The 19,149-nt window shown below is 63.2% G+C and carries 8 protein-coding genes and 2 pseudogenes; 2 read left to right on the top strand and 8 right to left on the bottom strand.

What is annotated here, in order from left to right; all coding sequences use genetic code 11:
- Window positions 1-133: 133 nt before the first annotated feature.
- Window positions 134-2,575, top strand: coding sequence for a LuxR C-terminal-related transcriptional regulator (locus ABZW96_RS35030; protein ID WP_355080854.1), 2,442 nt, complete (start codon window positions 134-136; stop codon window positions 2,573-2,575).
- Between the two features lie 146 nt (window positions 2,576-2,721).
- Here the strand turns inward: ABZW96_RS35030 and ABZW96_RS35025 are convergent, their stop codons facing one another.
- From ABZW96_RS35025 to ABZW96_RS35015, 3 genes are all read right to left on the bottom strand, one after another.
- Complete coding sequence (locus ABZW96_RS35025; RefSeq protein WP_355080852.1) at window positions 2,722-3,942, bottom strand: ABC transporter substrate-binding protein; 1,221 nt, start codon at window positions 3,940-3,942, stop codon at window positions 2,722-2,724.
- A gap of 68 nt (window positions 3,943-4,010) precedes the next feature.
- Window positions 4,011-4,742, bottom strand: a complete 732-nt coding sequence (locus ABZW96_RS35020) for an ABC transporter ATP-binding protein (RefSeq protein WP_355080850.1) — start codon at window positions 4,740-4,742, stop codon at window positions 4,011-4,013.
- Window positions 4,739-7,465 (bottom strand): ATP-binding cassette domain-containing protein, encoded by a 2,727-nt coding sequence (locus ABZW96_RS35015; protein ID WP_355080848.1) that lies wholly within the window; start codon window positions 7,463-7,465, stop codon window positions 4,739-4,741. Before ABZW96_RS35015 ends, ABZW96_RS35020 begins: the two co-directional genes overlap by 4 nt.
- A gap of 1,366 nt (window positions 7,466-8,831) precedes the next feature.
- On the opposite strand from ABZW96_RS35015, the gene ABZW96_RS35010 reads away from it, so the two are divergent.
- Window positions 8,832-11,330, top strand: a complete 2,499-nt coding sequence (locus ABZW96_RS35010) for a LuxR C-terminal-related transcriptional regulator (RefSeq protein WP_355080846.1) — start codon at window positions 8,832-8,834, stop codon at window positions 11,328-11,330.
- A 441-nt stretch (window positions 11,331-11,771) separates the two neighbouring features.
- On the opposite strand, the gene ABZW96_RS35005 is transcribed toward ABZW96_RS35010, so the two are convergent.
- The 5 genes and pseudogenes from ABZW96_RS35005 to ABZW96_RS34985 form a co-directional block, all read right to left on the bottom strand.
- Window positions 11,772-13,031, bottom strand: coding sequence for a cytochrome P450 (locus ABZW96_RS35005; protein WP_355080844.1), 1,260 nt, complete (start codon window positions 13,029-13,031; stop codon window positions 11,772-11,774).
- A 794-nt stretch (window positions 13,032-13,825) separates the two neighbouring features.
- On the bottom strand, window positions 13,826-13,993 hold the full coding sequence (locus tag ABZW96_RS35000) for a helix-turn-helix transcriptional regulator (protein ID WP_355080842.1): 168 nt from the start codon (window positions 13,991-13,993) through the stop codon (window positions 13,826-13,828).
- A 2,201-nt stretch (window positions 13,994-16,194) separates the two neighbouring features.
- Window positions 16,195-16,323: pseudogene (locus ABZW96_RS34995) on the bottom strand (AAA family ATPase); the annotation flags it as partial.
- Complete coding sequence (locus tag ABZW96_RS34990; protein ID WP_355080841.1) at window positions 16,262-16,759, bottom strand: ATP-binding protein; 498 nt, start codon at window positions 16,757-16,759, stop codon at window positions 16,262-16,264. The gene ABZW96_RS34990 and the pseudogene ABZW96_RS34995, both read right to left, overlap by 62 nt.
- 2,173 nt (window positions 16,760-18,932) lie before the next feature.
- Window positions 18,933-19,149: pseudogene (locus ABZW96_RS34985) on the bottom strand (hypothetical protein); the annotation flags it as partial.

Below are 19,149 nucleotides of genomic sequence, written 5' to 3'. Positions count from 1 at the left end.
GATTTAGGCTCGGCTCGCTATGGCATCACGACGCAATGCTTCGGTGTTCGGTCCGCCGGCCACGCGCGGGTTTGTCGGACGCAAGACCGAGTTGGACCGAATCATTACTGGTTTGACGGGCAGAGGACGACTTGTGACGGTCGTCGGCCCTGGGGGTATCGGGAAGACATCGCTTGCGGTAGAGGCAGTAATTCGTCTGCGCCGCGACGCGCGCCGGGCGATTCATTGGGTCGGGCTCGGCCGCGTTTCTGCAGGGGCATCGGTGGAGGAAGAGGTCGCTCGGGCGGTAGCAGGTCCAGAGTTCTCGCCGCTGCCGCCATGGGAAATGATCGTGAATCAGTTCTCCTGCGTCGGTCCGACCGTGCGCGCGTTGCGCCCGGTTCTCGTTCTCGACAATTGTGAGCACGTTCTCGATGCCGCAGCGGAGTTCGTAGTTCAAATTCTGGATGCCATGCCCGGAGTGGCTATCCTTGCGACCAGCCGGGAGCCGATCGGCTGGGTCGATGAACGTTTGGTGGTGGTTCCGCCCCTGACGGCACCGCAGGCGTCGACGTTGTTCACTGACCGCGCGGCGCTGACGGGGCGGCCTGTTCGGCTTCCCGAGGATCGTGCGCTGGTGGAGCGGATCTGCCGAAGAGTAGAGAACAACCCGCTGTTCGTGCGGTTGGCAGCGGCGCGGATGTTCTACGAGCCGCTGCAGGCTATCCTCGATCAGCTTGCCGATTCCGGTGTCAGTTCGTGGATCCAGTGGTCGCACGGTCCGGTCGCCGGCGCCGAGCCGCGTCACCGTGCGATTCGAGATGTGATCGGTTGGTCCTATCGGTTGTGCCCAGACGACGAGCGGCTGTTGCTGGAGCGGCTTTCGGTGTTCGCGCCCGGTGACTTCCGGAATGCCGATCCAGACAACGTGTTCGAGACCGGCATGGATCTCGAAGCGATCACAGCGGTCTGTGCTGACGAGCCCGGCGCCGGAGGGGACGTCGAGCTCCGCCGTGAGGATATCGGGGAGCTGATCGACCGCTTGGGCGATCGCTCTCTCATCAATGTCCGTGTCGGTCCGACCGGCACGCGCTACTCGTTGCCCCAAAGTGCCGCCCTGTTCGCCGCCGAACACCTCCGTCGGAGATCCGCGCCCGGTCCTGACGAACCAGCCCGCGTGGTCGAGCGGCATCGCAGGTACTACCAGGATAAATTGCTGCGAGCAACCCCGGGGTACTGCACACCGGAGGAGGATCGTTGGATCGCTTGGGGACGCGCGGATTGGGACAACGTGGTTCTGGCCATTGAACGAAGCATTACCGATCCGGAGTACGCGACCGAGGGCCTGATGATGACTTTGTCGCCGATCAGCCAGCGGGTATCGCTTCTTCGGGGCTCCCTACGAGAAATCCAACGCTTGATCGAACGCGCTCTGGAGGCCACCCGTGATCCGAGCGCACAGCCGAACGAACTGCGGTTGGCGGCAATGGCGGCGGTGGGAGTTCTGAGCTTCAGCCAGGGGCAGCGGGATAGCGGTGAGCGGATGCTTACGACATGTGTCGACGCTTGCCTCGCATTGGGGGAGCGCGAGGGTTGGCGCGACCGTATGATGGTCGACCTCGGTTTGCCCCCTGCCGTCGATATGCTATGGGGAACCGAGCTGGCAATGATTCAGGGCGATCTTCGTGCGCTCGTGGTGCTGGCACGCGCTCGCGAAAAGTTCACGGCGATCGGAGACGATGTCGGTGCCATGCTCTGCGAACGTGTCGAAGCGAGCGCAGCTGGGGTACTGGCAGACGAGGACCAGGCATTATCGATTACTCATCGGTACTTGGACTCGGTGACGGGCAGATCGGATTGGCTGCGCACGTCTGCGCTGTTCGCCTGGGCCAACGCGTGTGCGCGACACGGTCGACTGAACGAGAGCCTCATGGCCAGCCGCAAAGCGTTGCAACTTGCGACGTCGAGGGCAGACGAGTTGGACATGGTGTGGGCGGTACACGTCCGCCTGTGGGCGTTGGCTCGGCTCATCGAGCAGCTCATCGCCGAACCGAAGGCCGACCGCGCACGAATCAACGGAACGGCTGTTCATGTTGCGCGGCTGCTCGGCGGCGCGGAAACGCAGCGCAGCCATTTGCACCTGAATTTCGATACGTTGCGTCCGGTACATGCCGAAAACGAGCATGCGATCGCGGTTGTCAAGAAGGTGCTCGGTGAGCGGCGATTCGCTGCGGCGCGACGTGAAGGCGTTGCGCTCGTTCCTGAGCGGCACGAGGTACACCGACTCGCGTTGGGAACATTAGGGGAGGAGCCGGGACCAGCAGTGTCGCTATCGCCAGTCCATGATGCGGAGACCGGTAAACGATGGGAGAAGCTGTCCGCCACCGAGGTCCAGGTCGCGATACTGGCGGCGGCTGGATGGACGAACGCCGTGATAGCTGACCGCCGCGGAAACTCGGTGAAGACCGTCGCAGCCCACATGAATGCCATCCTGAACAAACTTGCCGTCCCAACACGTACAGCTATCATCACGCACATGCCACAGGATCTCGCCGAGCAAGTAAGCTTGGAGGCCACTCGCCGAAAGGGCGGTTGAAAGCTGTTGCACAGATGTGGCGGGGGCCGAGCTTACCCCGCCACATCTGGCGTCAGGCAATGAGTTGACTCGAGCGTTGCCGGTTCCGGTCGGCTAGTGATGGGCGAGGATCAGCGACTAATGAAATCCGCCCACCAGGTGTCGATTCAGTTCCCTGCGGACAGCAGTTCGCCGCCGGAGACCAGTTGGTAGTTGGACAGATTGCCGCTGGTATCGGCCTCGGCCAGCAGTCCGCCGGCACTGCAGATGTTGGGCGACAGGGCGACCGCCTTGCCATTGCATTGGAAGGTGGCGCCGCCGCCGAGCGGGTAGGGCACTGCGCGGGCGCCGGAGATCGCTGCGGCAATACCTGACGAACTCATATCGGTTGTAGTCGCGGCATTGAGTGCCCGAGCAAGGCCGAGCATGGCGGAATAGCCCATCGCAGACAGGGCCGACGGCTGGGTACCGCTGCCGTACGCGTTCAAGGCGGTGCTGAAGATCTGGAATTCGGGATCGGCGTGATCGAGTTTGAACGAAGCTATCGCCTTGACCACGGTACTGCCGCCGGGCACGGCGGCACCCATGTCTTTGCTGACACAGCCGTCGGCGACAGCGATGCTCGAGTCGATACCGAGCGCCCGCAATGCCTTAATGGCGCTGGTGCAGAAGGATGGGTCGCCGATAACCACGTAGAGTTGCGGATGTGATCTGTCCGCCGATTGGAGTTGGGGCGTCATGTCGGCAGTGCCAGGAGCGATCGCGACGACCTGCGACTCGACTCCGGCTCTGCGGTAGATCATCGAGCCGACCGTCGTGGCCGCGCCGGTGGCTTGTGGAACGTCGATGACGACGAGGGCGGCTCGCTTGAAGCGCTGTTGTCGCGCATAGGTTGCCGAAGTGCTGAAGATGCTCACGCCGTTCGTCATCGAATAGATGCCCGGAGTTGTCAGCGCGAGTTCGGACGCGGCAATGGCATTGAAGTAGGGTATCTTCGCCGCGGAAAGGATCGGTACAACTTGGTCTATCTCGCCCAGACCCCCGCTGACCACCGCGGCAACCTTGGCCGATGCGAATTCATTCGCGCAGCCGACAGCCTGAGCGGGCACGGACCGCGTTTCGCAGACCGATAATTCCACGGGTCGGCCGTTGATCCCGCCGAGGTGGTTGTTGATATAACCGACGGCCGCTCGTACTCCATCGATCTCGGCCGTCATGTCGAGCGCCACGCCTTTGCCGTTACTGATCAACCCGAGTTGCAGCGGTGCGCCAGCGAAAGCCCGATTCACAGGGCCGAGGACCTCGGTATCGGCCGGCTCGGAAGGTGGTGGCGAACCGCAGCCGCCGACCATGAGGGCCAAAGTTGCCAGCAGGAGCGGCATGGCCATTCTTGCGCGCCGTCCTGACGGGTACGATCGCATATCGATTACCTTTCTCCTCTTCAGGGGCTGCTCATTCATGGTTTGGGCAGCCCATCGATGTGGCCACCTAGATAGGCAGCCTCCAAACGTTGTCTATCAGCAGCGAGTTCGGTGGCGGCACCGCGCAATACAACGTCGCCGTGCACCAAAACGACCGCTTCGTCGGCGACTTCCAGGGCCAGTCGCACATGCTGTTCGACGATTACCACGACCGCACCGATGCCTTCGGCGATGTGTCGCACGACCGGCAGCAACTTTTCGACGATGACCGGTGCCAATCCCATGCTCAGCTCGTCGATGAGCAACACCTTCGGCCGCTGAATCAGCGCACGGGCAATGGCCAGCATCTGCTGCTCGCCGCCCGATAGCGCTCCAGCCGAAACGCTGAGCCTGGATTTCAGCACCGGAAACAGATCCAACACATGATCGGCTGCGCCATCGAAACCCTTTGCGAGGATGAGAGTTTCCCGCACCGTGAGGGATGTGAACAGCGCGCGATCGTCTGGCACCAATACGATGCCGGCCTTGTTCGCCTGCCGCGGCCGCCCGCCGCGAAGGCGTACTCCATCGAGCACGATATCGCCGCCCAACGGCGGCAACATGCCGGCGAGTGTATTGAGTAGCGTCGATTTTCCGGCCCCGTTGGGGCCGAGAACAGCGATGACGGTGCCCGGCGAAACACTCAATTCGACCGGACGTAGGCAAGGCACGGTACCGTGACCGCAAACCAGTCTGCGGCATTCCAGCCGCGGAGAACAGGTTTTCATGACTGTGTCTTTTCACCGCACGTATCGCCGAGATACGCCGCGATGACGGCGCTGTCGCTGCGGATTCGGTCCGGTCCGCCGGAAGCGATAACGGATCCGAAATCGAGTACATGAACCTGATCGCAAAGGCCGAGAACGAGATTCACGTCGTGATCGACCATGATGATCGTGACACCGCTGTTCGCGACGCGGACGAGCCGGTCACGTAACCACTGGGTTTCGGTGCCGTCCAGCCCGCCCGCGGGCTCATCGAGCAGTAATACCGCTGGCTCACCGACCAAAGCTCTTGCGATGGAGACCAACTGACGCTGCCCCTGTGACAGTTCCCCCGCGAGGCAGTCACGCAGCGGTTCCAACTCTAGGAGCTCGAAAGTGCGCCGCATCGCTTCAGCAGTCGTACTGCGGCGCCGCCCGAGAGAAGCGGTGAGGCCGACCGCGACATTTTCCGCAACGCTGAGGTCGTCATAGAGGTCGAGCGCCTGAAACGTCCGGCCCAGACCCGCACGAACACGCTCATGCGGTGCGGATCGCTCGATGGTGCGACCTGATAGGAACACCTGTCCGGTGTGGGCGGCGAACCCCGATATCGCGTCGATAAGCGTGGTCTTTCCTGCACCATTGGGGCCGATCAATCCGACGATGCTGCCCCTTATGACCGTCATATCAACGGAATTGACGGCAACCACGCCCCCATAGCAGACCCCCACGCCACGGAGAACGAGAACTGGTTCGGAGTTCGGTGTGGCCGCGCGGACTTCGGATTGTGTGGTTGTATGCGGTAGTTGCAGTAGCGGTCTGAGCCGGGCGCGAGCGGCAGCCAAACGCGCGTGGGCCGGACCGACTATTCCCTCGGGATTCAGGATGACCATGGCGATCATCAGCACGCCGGAGACGATCATGTACCACAAGCCGGCGCCAACCGTCCTGTCGACGATGACGTGCAGCAGCCCCCCGGTCGCGGCGAAACCGGCGAGAATTCCCCCCGAGATCGAGGTGATTCCGGCCAGATACACAGTAGCGAACAACGTCAGCCCCGACATGACCGAAAAGGCGTTGAAGGTGACCGTTTGCTGCTGCCAGGCAAGCAGCGCGCCGCCCGAGCCGGCGATCAACGCACCGAGCGCGAACACAAGAATTTTCGCCCGCACCACGTGTACGCCCGCTGCTGCAGCGGCTCGCTCGTTCGCGCGTATCGCCAGCAATTGTGATCCGAACGAACTCCGCCGTAGCGTGGCTACCCCGACCGCCACCGTGAGGAGTACGACCAGGCAGAGGAGCCCGAACTGCAATCGGGGATACGCCGGACCGGACCCGATGCCCAGTTCATGGCCGAAAAGAGTCAGTCGCGGTGCGGGCACGCCGGAACTGGAAACGACGTCCAGATTGCGGAACCAGACCGCCTCTAGCGCGAAGGCCAGTGCCAAGGTCACGACAGCGACGGCGAGCCCACGCACGCGCAGCGCCAGCAGACTGGTCATCACTCCGAGTGTTGCCGCGGCACAAGCGGCGGCCAGCGCGGCGATCGGGGATGGCAGGTGTAGGTCGTTGCCCAACGGGCCGAGCGCGAACCCGGCGACGCCGGCGAGCGTGAGCTGCGCCAGTGACAACTGGCCCGAGTAGCCGCTCACCACGACAATCGAGAGCGCGATGACGGACATGATGAGACTGACAACCAATCCGGCGCGATAGGTGCCGTGCAGTAGGAGCAAGCCGGCCACCGCGATGGAGGTGGCCAGCGCAGTCACCGGGATGACCCGAGACGGACGCGGTGCTCGGCCCAAGGTGCGCAGCGACATGTCTCCGCGCGACGGTAGCGACCGGCCTCGCACACCCAACGCGAGGATCATCAAGATCAACGGAACCAGCTCCGGCACACCGGACTCGACCCCCCAGGGCGTCTGCGTCTGTAGGTATCTCATTTCGGACTGCAGCATTCCGATCGCGATTCCGACCAGGGCGGCGCCCAATATCAGCTGAAACCGAGCGAGGATCGCCGCAGCCAACGCGGGCACGATGAACAGGGTGTATGCCACCGGCACCAGTGGCACGATCGGTGCGATGAGAATTCCGGACAAGCCGGCGGCGGCGGAACTGATGATCCAGTTGTAGGCGGCGACCCGATCTGGCGAGAGTCCCGTGATGAACGCGCCGCGTTCTGTCTCCGCCGTCGCACGAGTGACCAGTCCGAATCGGGTGGTCCGGAACACTAGTGTCAACGCCGATGCAACGAGCACGATGGCCAGCGCGAAGTAGACCCGGTCCGCCGGGATGCGCAGGCTCCCGACCTGCCACAGCTGCGTCGGGAAGATTGGCCCAACTGTTACAGGCACTGTCCCCAATTGCTGTGCGAGAAGGCTGCTGAACACAAGTGAGACACCCAACGCGGCTATTGCCTTCGCCGTGGCGGGAGCGCGGCGCAGAGGACGGAAGATAACGATATAGAGCGACAACCCCATTAATGACGCGACGGCGATACTGATCGCCATCGCAGGTAACACCGACATCGGACCACCCACAGTCACGGACGTCGGTAGGCCGGGAATCAGAAGTAACAACCGACCTTGGCGCAAGAATCCGTACACGTAGGCGGTGTGCAGTGCAACGGCACCAGCTCCCAGGTTCAACACGCCGGAGCTGCGGTAGGTCAGTACCAGAGCTAGCGCCAGCGCGCCGAACACCGCGCCATTGCCAAGCCCGAGCAGCAGGAACGCGAGGTGGGTCATTGCAGGTCCTCTCCACGTGGCGGGCCGGACCGACGTCGCCGACGCCTCAGGCCGGCCCGCCGTCGAACTCCCGATGCGGCCCTCGCGCAGCACACCTCGGTAAATTCCTCGGCAAACGTCCGATTACCGCAAAGGCTTTTGACGCCGGACCCTTGTGCGCCGAGTGGATCCACTTCCGCACACGCAGGCGGATCGTCGGTTCGCGCGCGCGACCCCATGTACATCGGTTCTGTGGCCAAAAGCGCCAGTGCACGAATACCGGTTTCAGCTTCGAAGTTATGGCCTACCGTTGCCGCAGCAGGGTATTCCGCTTTCTCGCCCTCGTGATCGGGGACGCGGACGAGCGCATTCTCAGTGCACACAGTATTTTTCCACGAAATCGCACCGGCTGTCATCGGAGGATGCGATGGCAGCGCGACAGCATCGGATTGGCAGATATAAACGACGCTCGACCCCGAGGAGAGTGGGCGTCGCAGCCGCCGCACCGCGAACAGCGTGATCACAGACCGTAACCGCAAGCATTGCTTACGGCTTGCGCGACGGTTCTCACATTTGGGAATGGCGGCACGTCCTGTAAATGCGGGTCAACAAGCTTTCCTGCGGCGGAACGAAGCTCGCGGGAGTCCGTGTACAAAATGCACGATCCTGGCGGCGCAGCGGGGCGTGCGATTCCGGCGGACGTTCTACGGTCGCCTGGCCGCGCATCCGGACGTGCCGGTCGGGCAGATGTCTGCGCAAATGTGGGTGTAGCCCGCGCTCCGAGCCGCATTCGGCCGATGCGCGTCGTCGATGCAGCTACATGATCACGCTCGAGGCACGGTAGGAGTGAGGGCGAGCAGTATGATTCCGGGATCGTCCGGTTCGGCAACCGACGGGCCGCCCGGGACCGGCCCGCGGCAGAACTGTCGGGGTCGCGCCTCGGTGGCTGGCGGATGGACTGCGGTAACGTGTTCATCATCCCCTTGATTCGAGCAGTCCCGCGTTCCGGGCGGTTACAGACGACTGGGGGCTGCGCTTCTCCGTAGCATTTCGGTCCGCGGGAGTGACCACATCGGTAACTGACGGACTGGATACCGACTTCTTCTGAGTAGGTGATTCGCATTGGTCCGGGCGCACCACCGGCCGCGCAGCGGGAATGCGCCTGGCAAGGGGGCCCAGCATCACTGCAGATTCGAGTCTGTTCGGGATTGCAGCGGTCACGCGCGACGGAAACGCGTTACGCGACGACCCATCATCGTGTGACGACGTGTGCCGCCAGGGCTGGGTCATGCACCTCATGTCGGCGGCGTAGCCATACGTAGGTAGGTACGCCCCATTGTCGGGGTGTTGCCGCCACGCACGATCGGCCGCATATTCTGTGCGGGTTATGGCGATGCAGGTGAACCGTGGCGGCTGCCCACCGGCGGCGGGGAGTTCGTTGATTGGTCGAGAGGCAGAGTTCGACGCAGTGGGTCGGCTGCTCGTCGAGCCTGGTCGCTTGATCACTTTGATCGGCCCCGGTGGAATCGGGAAATCACGGCTCGCGGCCGAACTGGCGCGGAAGTTCTGCAAAGCGACCCATTACCCTGTCTTCTGGGCACGCCTCGAGCGGATCGACGCAGGAGCGGATCTGGTTGCTGTCGCGGAGCAAGTAGCACTGTCGGTGGGGGCTGCAGACCTCCCATCGGTCGACCCGACCGAGGCATCAATCGACATGCTGTCGAACGTGGGGGACCGAGTGCTGCTGGTGCTCGACAGGTGCGAACACGTCCGCCCTGACGCCGCAGTGCTGGTCGATGAGTTGCTGCGAAGGGTAGCCGGCCTTACGGTACTCGCGACTTCCCGGGAGCCACTGCGGTGGATAGATGAGCAGTTGATCGCCGTTCCACCGCTCACTCTCGCTGAAGCCGTCGCCCTGTTCAAACAGCATGCTGAACTCGCATGTCCGAGCGCCACGACCGAAGAACAGGCAGATTCGATCGAGCAGGTCTGCGTCCGGCTCCACTGCAATCCATTGTTCATACGGCATGCCTCGTCCCGACTGCGCCGCGAGCCTTTGGCGGCTGTTCTCGACGGGCTCAGCGGGGATGCGGCCGACCGGCGCCTCCACTGGCGGTCTCGAACCCGATTCGGGCAGGACACCTCGCACAAGAGTGTCAGAGATGCCCTCATGTGGTCGTATGAGCTGTGCACCGACAAAGAGCGACGTTTACTCGAGCGTCTATCAGCGTTCGCATCAGGATATGAGCCGGAATTCCGGGAGTCCGGCGAGCCGGCCTCCGAGGGCGCCGCCCTTGATGCGATCGAAGCCATCTGTTCCGACGACACGGTCCAGTCGAATTCCTCTTTCGGACTGCACCGGTACGAGATCAAAGCGTTGCTCGACAACCTCGTCGGTCAGTCATTGGTCGCCGTTCACTTCAGCGATGGCACCGTGCGTTACACGCTTACAGAGAGCGTACGGCTGTTCGCGCAGGAGCGCCTTGGGGCGCGTGACTCCGGCGAGATCGCACGCCTGTCGCAATCACATCTCCGGTACTATCACGCCCGGGTTCTGGAAGCGTATGCGTGCTCTTTCGGCCCCGGCGAGCATGTGTGGGCGGAGTGGACGCGCGGAGCTTGGCAGAACATACACAAGGCCGCCGACACCGCGCGTGCGAATCCCGTGACGGCTAGCCTTGGACTCGAAATACTGACAACTCATGCCGCCTACCGCCTTCCGTTCCTCCTCGGCAAAGTGCGCGAGATTCTCCGCTGGGCGCTCCAGGCGCTCGCGGCGATGTCGGCGAACGAATCGGTCGAGGCCCGCGTGTCAGCCATGGCGTATACCGCCTGGCTGATGGTCTGGCAGGGTGAAAACGAGGCGGCGGAGCGCATGCTGGACGATTGCATGGCCGTGTATGGGTGGGATGTCGAAACTCGCTCGTCGTGGCGCATGGATCCTGAGGCCGATGTCGGCAGGCCGGTCGTGGTCGAAATGGCCTGGGGTACCGCACTACTGTTGGCGCACGGCGACCCGGCTTCGATCACCGTGCTCGGCCGCGCACGCGACAAGTTCGGCATAGCAGGCGATAAGGGGAGTGAGGCCACTGCGGAGTTCCTTGAAGCGATCGCGGCAGGCTTGTACGGTGGGTCAGCCCAAGCCTTCGCGATCGGTCGTCGGCACTTCGATCGGGCAACAGCGTCCGGGGGGCCGGTTGCTGCGAGCTGGGCAGAAGTTGCGTGGGCGGTCGTGCAGGCAAAACATGGCGATCCGCAGGAAGCGCTGGCTGTGGGTCAGCGTGCTCTGAATGCGCTGCAGGCTCGGGGAGATGAGTGGGGAGCGGTTTGGGCGGTCCACGTCCGCATATGGTGCCTTGCCAAATTGCTCGGCGAACCTCGAGCGGAGTCGGCGGATCCCGCGGAGCTCGCATCCGAGATCGCCATACTTGCCGGTGGTTGTGAGCGGCTACACCTGAGGCTGGGGCTAGGGGAGACCGCATATCGGCATGTTCCCGTCGAGAATGCGATCGCGGTGAACACCGCGCGGCGGGTCCTCGGTGGAGACAGATTCGCCGCGACATACGAGGCGGGAACCGCCATGCGTCCGGAGCGAGGCGAGGTGCAGCGATTCGCGCTCGGGACTTTCGTCCCTCGGCGCGGTCCCGGCGCGGAAAGTTCCACGCGTTGGTCAGCTCTGACAGCGGCAGAGTGCGAGGTCGCATTGCTCGCGGCGGCCGGCTGGACCAACGTCGCGATTGCTGCTCGCCGCAGTGGCTCGCCGAAAACAGTTGGCGCTCAGATGATTGCAATCTTTCAAAAACTCATGATCACGACTCGCGCCGACATAATCGGCCATGTGCCGGGCCATCTATTGGATCGAGTCCGCAAGGAAGATTGGCGTTGATGAACGTTGGCCGTGCGGAAGGCTCGATCACACCGAGGTCCTTCGCGATCCTTGGGAAACCTGTCCAAATGACTGCGCGACGTGGACAACCAGGTTTCGTGGGCCGAACCGGCGAGCGTCGATGCCGATTCAGGCGGCGCGGCCGTGGTGCATAAGAAAGGGGCACCGGACAGTGACGCCCTGGTCCCCGTCAGCCGCGACGGCGGATGAACTTCCGTACGGCCGAACCACACCTTGCCGCCGTGACCGGCGGATGGGATTTCTACGACCTGAGTCGCTACCGACTCATTCATGCCAGGGAGAAGTGGCGCCACCGGCACCGACCCCGATGATGAACGTGTCCGGCCACGAGGACCTCCGCACCCGCGCGGCTGCAACGCACGCATACACACGACTTCGAAATCCGCGCGCACGATTTCGAAGACCGACATAGGGCGGACGTCAAAATCGAGCTCGATGGTCGAACGGGCCGGGTATCGCCGGAAGGGTGACTAGCGCCCGTTGAAACGGCCCCGGCCGCCAGGACAACTCGTGGGCCGGGACAGCCAACCGCATCTCCGGCAGGGCATCGAGCAGTTGGTCGATCGCGTCTTGTGCGACGAGGTAAGCCATGGTTCTGGCGGGGCATACGTGCGGCCCTGCGCCCCATGCCAGATGCGCGCGATTGCCGGCAGGGTCGCTGGTGCTGATCGTGGGATCGTCGTTGCAGCCGGCCAAACTGATCACGACCGGCTGGTGGGCCGGTAGCCAGACGTCATCGATCAGGATCGGGTACCGCGGGTAAGTGAAGGCGAGGTTCGCCATCGGGGGATTGTTGAACAAGACCTCATCAAGCGCATCGCGGGTCGACAGACTCCCATCGAGCACGCTTCCCGCGAACCTATTGTCGGTGAGGATCAGCAGGAGAGTGTTGGTGATCAGGTTCTGCAGCGGCTCGATTCCCCCGGCGTAGAGTACCGCGAACTGCTCGAGCAACTCTTCGGTATTCAGCTGCGCGGGGTGCCGGAGCAGCCGCGTAGCAAGGTCGTCTCCAGGTTCCGCGCTCTTGAGCGTGACCAGCTCCAGAATCGCTGCCCTGAGCATTTCGTTGCCTTCCTCGGCACCGACACCCTCGACGATCGCGGCCGCAGCGGCAGCGATCTTCTGCGCGATCTCCGGCGGACACCCCAGGATGGTGTTCATGACGTCGAATGCCAACGGAAAGGCGTAGTGGCGGACCAGATCCACTACGCCGACCTCAGCACGGAAGGTGCCGATCAGCCGTATAGCGATCCGTTCGACATTGGCGCGAAGTATGTGCAGATCCACCGCGGCAAGGGCGGCAGAGCTTGCCCCTCTATAGCGTGCGTGCTCCCATCCGCTGGTGCGCGAAGCGGTTGGCCGCCATTTCAGCAATGGAAGCACAGGGCAGTCCGAGGGAACGTCCTTTTGCCACTCACGAGGGTCGGCGGAAAAGTGCTCCGGGTCATGGAGGATCCGCAGGGCAGTGCGATACCCGATGACCAATGTGGCATGCACTCCCGGCGCCAACTCGACGGGCACCATCGAACCGTATCGGCGGCGCATGTCCCGGTAGGCACGGTAAGGATCTGCGGAAAATTCCGGAAGATACAGCGGAATCCTCGTGTCGGCAGTGTCGAATGGCGAAGTTTGGTGCACGTCGGAAAGGATCTCGGCATGCTCGGGGTCCTGCGACATCATCTGGCTATGACTCCAAAAGGTGATATTCGACTTCGGTGGGTGGGAGTCCGCGTTGACGCCAGCCGTGTCTTCCGGCGAGTCCGTCGCACACGGACATCGTTGCAGCGCCGGGTCTTGTCTCGCCGAAGCAGCGGCGACGCCCGCACGGCTCGGCATGCAGCGTCACAAGAAGATCGGCACCACTATGGGTGAGCCTGCCCCCGCAAGAGTTGGTCTTCGGGTGCTGGCTGCCTGTGCCGATCTCCTGGACACGGCTTCCCCGCCACACCCGGCAGCCACAGTCCCAACCCGAGTGCGAACATTCGCTTGCGGTGACGATTGACGGCTGCGACATGATCATCCTCTCGATCTGAGCTGTGTTCGGTCCGACCGTGGGTGTCGGGGCACCGCGGTTGATATTTCACTGTCGCGACAATCGGCGGCGAAGGCATCGGTAGCAGACCAGCCCCGGTACCGATTCGGTTTAGGTAGGTACCGTGCCTTGGTCGGTCTGTGCGCCGGCCATGGCTGGAGCGCGACGCCGTGGACGGTGGGGAACCGACGACGCCAGCCCTGGTGACACGGCAGCGAACACCCACGATGGGAAAGCGTGGATCATGGCCTGGTGGGGTGAGCCGCGCCTGCTGTATCAAAGCGCACTGGGCGTCAACGAAGCGGTGTGCCAGAGTTGACGGCCCAGCCGACGACATATCTTGAGTAGGAACCGATCACCGCGTGGCAAGGCGCTTTCCTTGTAAACGGCGACGTCCTGAACCCGGCTAACGGGCGCTGCGGTCGTTGTCCGAACCGGGTGTTTATTTGATCGTTGCCGCCACACCGGCGCGGGAAGATACCCCTAGCTTCGCGAAGACCCGGGCGAGGTGCTTCTCGACGGTCTTAGGGCTGATGAATAGATCTGCGGCGATCTCACGGTTGGTAAACCCCTGTGCGACTCGCACGGCGACGCCGCGTTCGCGACCCATGCGTCGGCAGAGTCCTCGGCCATGGAGCCGTGGCGGACGTGCTTCCCCAGAGTTCGAAGTTCCATCGCGGCCTCGTCGGCGAGACGAACGGAGCCGACGTCCAGGAGGACGCCGTGGGCGATCTCGATTTCCTGGATGGCCGCCGCGACATCGCCTGTCCGAGCCAAAGCGCGGCCGGCGTCGAGTCGGGCTCGTGCGGAAGATACCGGCGTCGCTACGATGTCGCAGTATTCGCGAGCTTGGGCGGCCGAGGCTGCGGCAGCCCGGAGATCACCCCGAGCTGCTTGTACGTAGGCCTGAGCGTGAAAGAAACTCCCCTCGCGGTGTGGCAAGCCGTGCGCAATATCCTTCATCTCTCGGACAATCGCTTCGGCCGACTCGATGCGACCGACAGCCACCTCCGCAGCTACCAGCGTCTGGAGCCACAGTGGGCGTGCGCCGGGAGACATGCTGACAAGGTTCGGCCCGCCGACCGACAGAAGCTCTTGACGGCCCAACTCGAACTCGCCCGATTCGATGAGAGCCTGGCCGTAACACGCGTGGGCCAGCCACACATACTGTGCGCGAGGTGTACGACTGGCGGTGTGCACCGCTGCCTGCCCCGCGGTCAGCGCGGTCGGTAGGTCTCCGCATACCGTCTCCACCCAGCATCGAACGCTCTCGGCCGCCACACGAAGCTGATCGTTGTCCAGCAGCAGCGCTGCCTCGAAAGCGGCCTCCGCATCTTGGCGCGCTTCGTGTAATCGGCCGAGAAGGATCTTCACCGTAGTAGCCCCCAACACGAAGCGGCCGAACGTATGAGGCTGACCAGTAGCGCGACTGGCCTCGATTCCGCGTTCGATATGCCGGAGGGCTGCAGGGAAATGGCCGAGGTAGATCTCCGCCATAACCAGGTTGGCGAGCGCGCCCAGAAGCTCGGGCGCCTGAACGACCTCGACCGTGTCGAGGCGGTCAGCGACCCATTGCACCAGTTTCAGCGCATCGCCGACATTGCCTTGCTCGGTGGTGCAGACGGCGTCGGCTGCCCGCACGGCGATCAACAGCGACGAATCCGCGAGAGTCTCCGCCTGTGCCAGAGCTCGATCGAGAGTCACCGGCACTTGCTCCCACTGCCCGCACATCCATTGGTTGTCGGCGAGCTCCAATTCCAGTCTGATCGCATCCGCGCCACCTGTGGGTGCCTGGTCGAGGGCGGTCAAGATGAGTTGGCGGGTTTCGTCAGCGCATCCGAGTCTGTGGTCGGCAGCGGCGATCATGCTGATGATCCGCACCCGATCGCCCACCGAATCAGTTGGTAGCAGCTCCAGCGTCTGCTCTAGCGCGGCCCGGCACTCGCGCAGATGCCCGGCCGAAGCGAGAGCCTTTGCCAGCATAAGAAGCAGCAGGATCCGCCGCTGCGGATCGGCGGCGGCAGGTAGCAGCCGGAGCGCCACCTCCAACCAACCGGCCGCTGCTGCCGGTGCCCGAAGTACTACTGTCGCCGCCGCTTCCGCCAGCGTCATGGCGGCTTTCTCGTCGCCGGGTGTGGCCGAATGCTCGATGTGGTGGGCTCGCACCGCCAAGGAGGCACCGCGCTTCGCGAGAACGCCCGCCGCTTGCTTGTGGGCGCCGAATCGCCAGCCGGGCATGGACTCGTCATACACGACCCGACGCACGATCGGATGGCGGAAACGGAAGTGACCCCGCGTGCTGTCCTGACGAATGAGATCAGCCGCCTCGAGTTCACCGAGGCATTTCTGCACCTGAGCGTCGTCGGTAGCGGCGATCGCGGTGACGAGGTCGACACCGAACGGGTCACCGGCCACCGACCCGGCTTGCAGCACCCTGAGCGTGTCGGGGGCCAACCCGGAAACCTCCTGGGTGATCATCCTGCGCAGGGCTATCGGTACAGCCGCATCCTGCCGGTTTCCAGCCAAGTAGCCGCCGGTCGGAGGGCGCGGATTATTGCGTGCGTGGCGTGCCAGCTGTTCGAGATAGAACGGATTGCCGCCACTTTCGGCGTAGAGCAACTGGACGAGCGGAGAATCCGGCCGCTCGCCTATGGCCTCGGCGGCTTGGGTGATCGTCAGCGGCAACAACTCGCGCTCGTCCAGGAGATTTTCGCGTGCGGCTCGTGCGACGGCATCGCGCAACAGACGTCCCGCCTGCTGCGGACGGTAGGCCAGCGCCAGCACCATGTGCGGCACCAAACCTCTCAACAGGTGGCGGATCAGCTCCACTGAAGCGGGATCGGCCCAGTGCAGATCATCAAGGGCTAACACGAGTGGCCTATGGGACGCGAGCTGCTCGAATGTCGCGCGAACGGCCCGATGGAACTCGAAGCGTTCCATTTCGAGTCGGTTCCTGATCCGCCCCCCCGCGGCCCGCCATCGACGGAAACACCGCAGCCAATTCACCCAGCCGGTCCGGACCCAAGTGCGCGGCGGCCTCAGGCGCAGGGGACCTGAAGCGCCCGTCCAAAGCATTCACAAAAATTCCGAACGGAACCTCCTGCTCCAGCTCCGCGCCGCGGCCGATCAGCACTTCGAACCCGGCGGATTCCGCTCGATGACACAGCTCCTCCAGCAGGCGAGACTTGCCGATTCCCGGCTCACCCACGACACCGAGAGCGTAGGAGGAATTCGAACGCGCACTCTCCAGTGCGCGCTCTATGCACTGCATCTCTGATGTCCTGCCCACCAGAACTCGGCGTCCAGCGGCCGTGACTTGTCGGCCGCGGCGGGCCGATGCGGGCGAGACGGTGCTGGATTCGGTCGGCCTCGTCATACGTTTCCCGTCATCCTATGAACATGTCGGAGGCTCGAAGGAAATGAAACGTCGTAGGTCTGAGGCCCACTGCGATGCCGCCGCCCGAAACGACCACCTGCGCCCAAGCCTTAGGGGACTCGGACCCACCGATTGATCCGGGTCGGCGAGCGCCAACAGCGGCTGGCGAACCATACCGGCCAGCTCGGCGGGCACTGGAACCGCCTTCACGGCTCCAAGCCGGTGGGTACCGACGACACAGGACCATTCGACGGCTCTGGTGCTCGCCTGCAAACTGCTCGCCGTGCAACGGTAGACCTGCAGAATACGGTGTGGACCGGCTGGCTCGACGATATCGACCGTCGGGTGGACCGGCCACAGTACGAGTACGATGCCTGGGAGAACGTCCCCAGGGGTGGCGGCCGCACCAAATCTGGGCATGCCGTAGCAGAAATAGCGGTCGATAAACGCCGCGAATGCGGGTGCCGGACGCGCCGTCACCACCTCGGTGGTCGGCTCCATAGCCGTCACGCTACGCCGCGAGGTGCGCATTGCAACAGCTATCGACCGGGAGCGCGGCGCGGCAGGGCAGCGCCGATGCAGCCGCTGGCATCCTGGTCGGTATAGATGGTTGACCGTCATTGTCGCGCGCAGGACGCTGTCGGCAGAGCGGGCGATGCTCGACGAGTCCTTCGGCTGAAGGGGCTGAGACCATCCTTGGCTAGTAGTTGTCCGTCTCGTCGAAACATTCCGTGTGCAAACTGCTGTCGCGCAAGGTGATTCACAATCAGAACATGTCTCATTCGAACCTGGCATCGACTTGTGTGGTCATTCGCAACTGCATCGTAGGGGATTCCCCCATGTTCGGAGACCTATCGGCGTGGGAGAGTCGAAATCCGTCAACATCGACCCTCCTGGAGGTAGAAGTGTTGAATCCTCAATACATTGAGAGTTGGAGTGGGCTCGAGGTAGTCGGATACGGCTATGGAGGCGGGTCTTCTCCGGGGCGCTGTCGTGACCCGGATGGTCGGGTGATACGCGATCGCATCCGGCGCTTTCTTTGCTGTGCAGGCGTTACCGATGCAGCGATATCCGAATCGGTTCTCGCTGCGCGGCAACCTCGGCGGATACTTTTGTGAGTAAAGTAATTGGAACCCGGGGCGCTGAGTGGAATGTGAGAGTCCAGACGGGATCGTCTAATCGATAATCGGTGACGTTCTGTCTGGTGATCGACTCCGGCCGCCGTCGCGCGGGAGCTTTAGAGCTCTGATATCTGTCTCATGGGGTGCGAAATGCAATGGGATAAACAAGCGGAACTGATAAAAGATTTCGAGTGCTGGGTAAAACTTGTCGACTGGGCTGCGCATGCTGAAAACGAAGTCGAGCGGGAAAGGCCGGCGGTACGCGCGGAGGAGTTGGCGCGGAAGTGGCGATCTGTCTCCGCGGGGGACTGGTACGCCTTGTGCGAGCAGCACGAGCAGTGGCGTGCCCGGGTAGCGGCGAAAGGCAAAGCTGAACCCCACAAACCGTGCTGCAATGTCGCTCGGAATGGGTGGAGTCCACTCAGCGCTTGACGATCCGCACGCCATGTGCGCGGCAGCGTTCGGTAAAATGCCACCGACGGTCGGCTCGGGACTCACTCGGACCGACTATCGACCGCATCGGTCAGTATACGCAAAGTGCAGGGTCCGTCATAGGAAATTCCCCATGCCGCCTGCGGTTGAGAATCGCGAGGATGGCATCCACGTCCAGTACGGTTGTGTATTCGAAGTAGGACAATGCGGATGAGTGCGATCGATTGCCCTCGGGTATCCCGCTCCTTCCTTCGGCGAAAACCGCATCTGTGTTGGCGTGGACACTGTTGGGTCGTGGCCGTAGAGGCAAGGCTTTGCGAACAAGCCAGCGTGCCGTGCCGCCGTCGTGTCGCGTCGGGTACGGAGTGGTTGCCTTCACAATTCGGGCGCTGGCGAGACGGGGCACACACTTCAACAGGGATACGTGAGTTCCGATCACGTACAGGTAGTCGGGAAAGCAGAATGAAAACGCACGCAGTAAAACTGAAAATGGTCGAGGGTGGTGCGGGACGAACGCGCCGCGCGCCGGCCCCTCCCTGGAATCCTTCGGCATACCGTGCTGTGGATCGGAACTGCATCGGCGGCCCTCACCATCGGCGGGTTCCTCCTTAGACCACGTCTCATGTGGCGCATCTCGTCAGCTTCTTGAAGCAAGTCAGTGCCGCGGCGAGGGTGAGGAACGCGAGGAAGTGTGTGGCTTTGCGGTCGTAGCGGATGTTGAGCCGGTGGTAGCCGGTGAGCCAGGAGGATGGGTCGGCCGCGCAGCGAGGTGCCAGAGTGTGCTGGTCCTTTTCCGCGCGGCCTCCCGCCGAACCGGACTTGACAGTTTCCCGATCA

The organism is Nocardia sp. NPDC004168 (assembly GCF_040610355.1).
In the GTDB taxonomy this organism is placed as follows: domain Bacteria; phylum Actinomycetota; class Actinomycetes; order Mycobacteriales; family Mycobacteriaceae; genus Nocardia; species Nocardia sichangensis.
The sequence above is the reverse complement of the archived record's forward strand: the minus strand, read 5'-3'. Positions and strand labels throughout refer to the sequence as shown.

What these genes read in the sequence shown, in the direction of transcription:
- ABZW96_RS35025 (WP_355080852.1), bottom strand. Translation starts at nt 3,942, where the DNA reads ATGGCCATGCCGCTCCTGCTGGCAACTTTGGCCCTCATGGTCGGCGGC.
- ABZW96_RS35020 (WP_355080850.1), bottom strand. Translation starts at nt 4,742, where the DNA reads ATGAAAACCTGTTCTCCGCGGCTGGAATGCCGCAGACTGGTTTGCGGT.
- ABZW96_RS35015 (WP_355080848.1), bottom strand. Translation starts at nt 7,465, where the DNA reads ATGACCCACCTCGCGTTCCTGCTGCTCGGGCTTGGCAATGGCGCGGTG.
- ABZW96_RS35010 (WP_355080846.1), top strand. Translation starts at nt 8,832, where the DNA reads ATGGCGATGCAGGTGAACCGTGGCGGCTGCCCACCGGCGGCGGGGAGT.
- ABZW96_RS35005 (WP_355080844.1), bottom strand. Translation starts at nt 13,031, where the DNA reads ATGATGTCGCAGGACCCCGAGCATGCCGAGATCCTTTCCGACGTGCAC.
- ABZW96_RS35000 (WP_355080842.1), bottom strand. Translation starts at nt 13,993, where the DNA reads ATGGGTCGCGAACGCGGCGTCGCCGTGCGAGTCGCACAGGGGTTTACC.
- ABZW96_RS34990 (WP_355080841.1), bottom strand. Translation starts at nt 16,759, where the DNA reads ATGACGAGGCCGACCGAATCCAGCACCGTCTCGCCCGCATCGGCCCGC.